The sequence below is a fragment of the Desulfurococcus sp. genome, assembly GCF_049970475.1.
In the GTDB taxonomy this organism is placed as follows: domain Archaea; phylum Thermoproteota; class Thermoprotei_A; order Sulfolobales; family Desulfurococcaceae; genus Desulfurococcus; species Desulfurococcus amylolyticus.
In genome coordinates this window covers 1-4,660 of sequence record NZ_JBMFMW010000089.1, presented here as the reverse complement: position 1 = coordinate 4,660, position 4,660 = coordinate 1, and the positions used below count along the sequence as shown (strand labels likewise).

The window sequence follows — 4,660 nt, the reverse complement described above, 5'->3', positions numbered from 1 at the left end:
TATCACCAATACTACAAACCATTATAAAACCAGAAACAACTTGGCGAGGCTATAGCTGGGATGGGGCGAAAGCTAGCCCGCCAACCACCCGGCATACGAGAGATGTAAACCCGGAATAGATGTAGGAAACCAGTGAACCGTTTGTCCCCAGGTGTTCGCTCTAATTATATATGTTCATGGTTTCACCTAGGGGACTCCACCCAGCCCACCAACCCATATAAACCCCTCCTTTAAACACCAAAACAACTTCGACCTATCTACTTTTAAACTTCATGTATATTACATGAAGTGATTGGTGCTGCTTCATGGATCTCCCTGTGGCGGCTTTAAACATAGGATTGGCTTCGATAATGGATTTGCTGATAAACCTGATTGCTGTTAAACACTTTAATTTCAGTGTTGTGGAACTCGGATTACTGAACGCTTTGTGGACCATTGTTTTCATACCTGTAGTGAGGATCATGGATAGATTAGCCGATGCTGGGAGGGTGAGGCTCTTATGGTATATAGGTAGCTCCTCGATGGCTCTGCTGCAGGCCTTGATGTATTTCTCCTTGATATTTCACTCGAAGCAGTTGATCTATGTAACCTACATGATTCACACACTAGTATTTGCCTCCACAAGGCTTGCCGTGAACACATATATTTTCGAGACCAGGGATAGTGGCTCATGGAGCAAAGCATCGATAATGATTTCACGGCTTAGACTACTATCCGAGTCGGTGATCATACTATCTCTAGCCCTAGTTGGGTTCTCCACGATTGTTACATCCGGATACATATATCTAGCAGTATTATTCACACTCCTACACTTCTCAGGGTTGTTAGTGATACATGAACCCCGGTTGAAAATAGAGAGAGTGCTCTACAGGCTTGAATCAATGCTTGGAATGATCTTCATACCCGTCAAGGGGCTTCTCACGCTCTCCTACCTGGAGATAAATGGTTCTATACCGTTATCTACAAGAATATATGCATCAGCTCTTGTGCCATCGGGTCTAATACTTCTCGCCCTAGTCGGCTTCAGGCTTAGTAATGAATACTTATGGACACCCCTCCCTTATTATTTAACACAGGTGTTGGAACTAGGCATTAATGATGTATTAATGGTTTATGGGCTGGGCAGGCTTATAGCTTTCAGCCTATACATCGCAGTCCGATCCAACCTAGTGTTTAAGAAGGGTTCCTTCGCAATAGGTATCCTAGTTAGGCTTCTTGTACTGATGATCTTGAATAATATAAGGAACAGTGTCCTGATAGGGTTCCTTCTCGGATTAATATACCTGGCAAACGATATAATAGATTCAAACCTGTTCCTAGCATTCGCTAAGAATCGTGGCGGATATGGTGTTGGATTGTATAGTTTAATAGGTGAAATAATAAGCCTTGTAGGCTCAGCTTCTTCAGGCTACATATATGCTGTAGGGGGTTCATCATTAATCGCTGTTCTAACAACCGTGTTGTCGATGCTTGTTATCCCGGTGGTCCTGAAATCTAGGAGTGAATGATATGCTTTCCTCCGGGTAACCACGTTAAAAAATCCATATTGGTTTAGAGGCCTCACGCCCTCTTCCTTATAACTATCTTCTGCCCAATGATCATGCTACTCGGTATCAGTACTTCAACTCCATCACTCCTCTGTACAATGGTGAACATTGTTGATATATCTTTGACTTCAACACCGCTTTCACCGGCTATATCTACTATATCCCCGATCTTGAATGGCCTCGCTAATAATATGAACATCCCGGCAACAGCCTGTCCAAGCACCTGCTGTGTAGCGAAGCCTATGACTAAGCCTATGAAGCCTCCTAGGGCTACTCCAGCTGCTCCACCAGCTACTCCACCTGCAATGCCTGCTAGCAGGCCTCCTAGGCCGAGTATTTTAACCAAGCTCCTCACGGCTGCAGCTGATGATACACCGTATCTTGGCTTCAACATCATGTAGAATAGCTGTGCCACTGAGTTGACTATCATCCAGCCCAGTACTAGTAAGACTATTATGTAGATGTATGTAGCATAGTCTTTCAAGACCTGTAATCCTTCTAGCTTAGTGGTTTTAACCAGTAAATCCACCCCTTGTGTGAAGAACCATTGGAGTATACCCATTACTATGGCTACTATCACAGCATACAACACTACTCTGGCTAACGCGCTGCCTATAGAGTCCTTACTTGGCTCACTCACATTTCCCACCAAAATATATTATATAATTAATTATTCTAACTTAAAAATATAAATCTTGTAATCCAGACCAGGGGAGCCGCGGTAACGTTTATGATGCGTCTTAATGGTCGGAGCCCGCTTTAACTATCTTCATTCATCGAGAAGCCTCTGCATATCCCGGGTTCCTCGTCATCCCAACGAGAGATATATGGTTAACCCTAATTAAATATCTGCTAAAGAACTCAACATATTGTCGAGCCAACAGCCCTCGATTCCTATTGATTCTTTAATCCCTGGTTAGGATTGTTCCCCGCGGATTAAGTCTAGGATTCTCTTGATCAAGGATGATATGCGTTCCGGAATCCTCTTCAGTGATAAAGCTATTTCCTTGAAGAGGAAATCAATTGCTTTAGTCGCCCCCTTCTCCCCAGCTATATTGCTTACGTTGACCCAGTTTATGGAGCCGGCTACATACATTACTATGATTGTCAAAAAGATGTAAAATATTATAGAGAGCCATGTAGGTAATCCAACCCGCTCTTCGAAGAGAAAGGAGAGGGCTCTTCCATAGATAGCGGCCATGACTGTTATTACTAGTTTACCGGCAAGTAGGGCAATGAAGAATAATGGGACACTATACCTAGCATACCCCACAGGTATATACACCACGTCGTCAGGTATGGGTAGAGCAGCCGCCAGGAACACTGTTAGGAATACGGCTTTGGAGTGCTTATTCGTAAAATACGATATATTCTGCTTAAACCTCGACTCACTCCCCAGGGTACTTAACCCCCTACCTACTAAATACACTATTAGCTTACCAATGCTAGCCCCGAGGGCTGAGACGGCTACAGCTATTATGAGACCCCCTAAATCCCTGTACCGCGTGAAAAATGGTATCAGCCAGAATAAGTAGGGTATTGTGGAGTATGGTATGGCGTTTGAAATAAGGGAAACCGTGAAAACCCCTATGTATCCACCGGCTCCATGTAAAACCTCTCTAATCCACTCTATCAAGGTGCTATACCACCATTGTTAACCTTAAAGTTATACTTAAAGCCGTACAGTATTAAATAAGCCCTTCAAGAAATAAAGTATTGTTAAGGCCAGTGGTGGTCTATAGGTTGAGGGAGAGCGTGCAGGATCTAATAGTTAAATGGTTGATGGAGGAGTCATTTACAACCAGGAAGCTTGAGGCACCTCCTGGAGCAGGTATTAAATGGGGAATCAATGTAACTACTCCAGGCAACCCCGGCGTGAACTTCACCGTCGTGAACCCCGTTGACAAGCCGGATAGGTATATACTCGCCCTCGCCATAGTTGTATCGCCTGAGCATGCACGGGAACTAGAGAAAATGAAGCCTGCTGAGAGGCTTAGAGTGATGAATAGCATTCTATCCAAGGCTCTAACCGTGTGCATAGACTGTAAGATAATGGTGCAGCCGAATATAGTTACCCCGCAGACAATAACTGTGAACATGGAGTTTTTCGAGGATGAGTTACGCAGCTACGGTAAGTCATTCTTTCTAAGGCTTGTATGGAGATTCCTCAACACTTACCTGGCGATAGTCTCAGGGTTTAACGAATGGATGCCTGTGCCGCCGCCCAGCACGGATAAGTTGTCGCCACAAACCTTTATATAGGAGTTAAATAATAGCATATCAATGGTGACTCTTAGTGAGGCTTAGAGGACTTATTCCACTATTTCTCCTGGCACTGGTGCTCTCAACGATCTATAGTGTAGCCGAGGAGAATACTAATATAACCGGGGTCGATATACTTAATGAGCTGCTGAGTAATCCAAGAGTATATATAGCAGTATTCATACAATTCGTACTGGGACTAGCCATCGGGTATTTCTCATTAAAGGTCCTCAAGTACATTGTAGCATTAATACTCATCATAATACTTGGAGTAATACTCTCCGTATGGAGCATAGGCGGGAGCATATATGACTTACTCGCCAAAATATATGGCTCATCCTCGCAGATACTTAAAATAGTTGAATCAATCGCCTCAACCCTCGGGTTGCTGACAATTGGACCCGTCGCAGTGGGCTTTATAGTGGGAGTGATAATCGCCTGGGTCAAGGGCTAGGTATCGCGGTTCTTTAGGCTGACGCGAATTTAACTCATGGATTTAAATGCTTTTGAATTTTCCATTGGCGGTGAACCGTAGTACAGTGAGGTATCTATCCGCAGACGAGAGCCCCCACGGCGTTGGACTCAACAGGGCTCCATGAAGTATGGGTGAAGCGGGAAACCCGTAGCCAGAGCCTCGCCAAGCTGTTTCTGGTTTTATAGTGGTTTGTGAGTGTTGGTTGATTTGTTTGTACGGGGTTGCTCGCGACATGGGTTGGCTTGAAGACTCGAGCGAGCAGGTAATCAAGAACGCCTGGGTGCCGGCCCATTTTCAACAATGAAACAGCCCCCAGTGTTTTCCCGTAGTTTTGTTTGGGGTGGTGAGGTTGTTTACCTGCCTGTTAAGGGTGTTG

General features: G+C 44.5%; 5 protein-coding genes. 3 read left to right on the top strand and 2 right to left on the bottom strand.

Features of this window, described 5'->3' with window-relative positions:
- Positions 1–305: 305 nt before the first annotated feature.
- Positions 306–1,508 carry a hypothetical protein gene (locus ACP5N5_RS05710; protein ID WP_428133781.1) on the top strand — a complete coding sequence of 401 codons (1,203 nt, stop codon included), beginning with the start codon at positions 306–308 and terminating at the stop codon, positions 1,506–1,508.
- A 52-nt stretch (positions 1,509–1,560) separates the two neighbouring features.
- Here the strand turns inward: ACP5N5_RS05710 and ACP5N5_RS05705 are convergent, their stop codons facing one another.
- Positions 1,561–2,187 (bottom strand): mechanosensitive ion channel domain-containing protein, encoded by a 627-nt coding sequence (locus tag ACP5N5_RS05705; protein ID WP_012608239.1) that lies wholly within the window; start codon positions 2,185–2,187, stop codon positions 1,561–1,563.
- A gap of 276 nt (positions 2,188–2,463) precedes the next feature.
- On the bottom strand, positions 2,464–3,183 hold the full coding sequence (locus ACP5N5_RS05700; protein ID WP_428133773.1) for a VTT domain-containing protein: 720 nt from the start codon (positions 3,181–3,183) through the stop codon (positions 2,464–2,466).
- Positions 3,184–3,290: 107 nt separating this feature from the next.
- Here ACP5N5_RS05700 and ACP5N5_RS05695 point away from each other — a divergent pair, with 107 nt between their 5' ends.
- The gene (locus tag ACP5N5_RS05695; protein ID WP_042667427.1) at positions 3,291–3,809 is read left to right on the top strand and encodes a DUF2299 domain-containing protein; all 519 of its coding nucleotides are present in this window, start codon (positions 3,291–3,293) and stop codon (positions 3,807–3,809) included.
- A gap of 34 nt (positions 3,810–3,843) precedes the next feature.
- Entirely contained in the window at positions 3,844–4,263 is a 420-nt protein-coding gene (locus ACP5N5_RS05690; protein ID WP_428133768.1) for a hypothetical protein, read from the top strand.
- Positions 4,264–4,660: the final 397 nt, after the last annotated feature.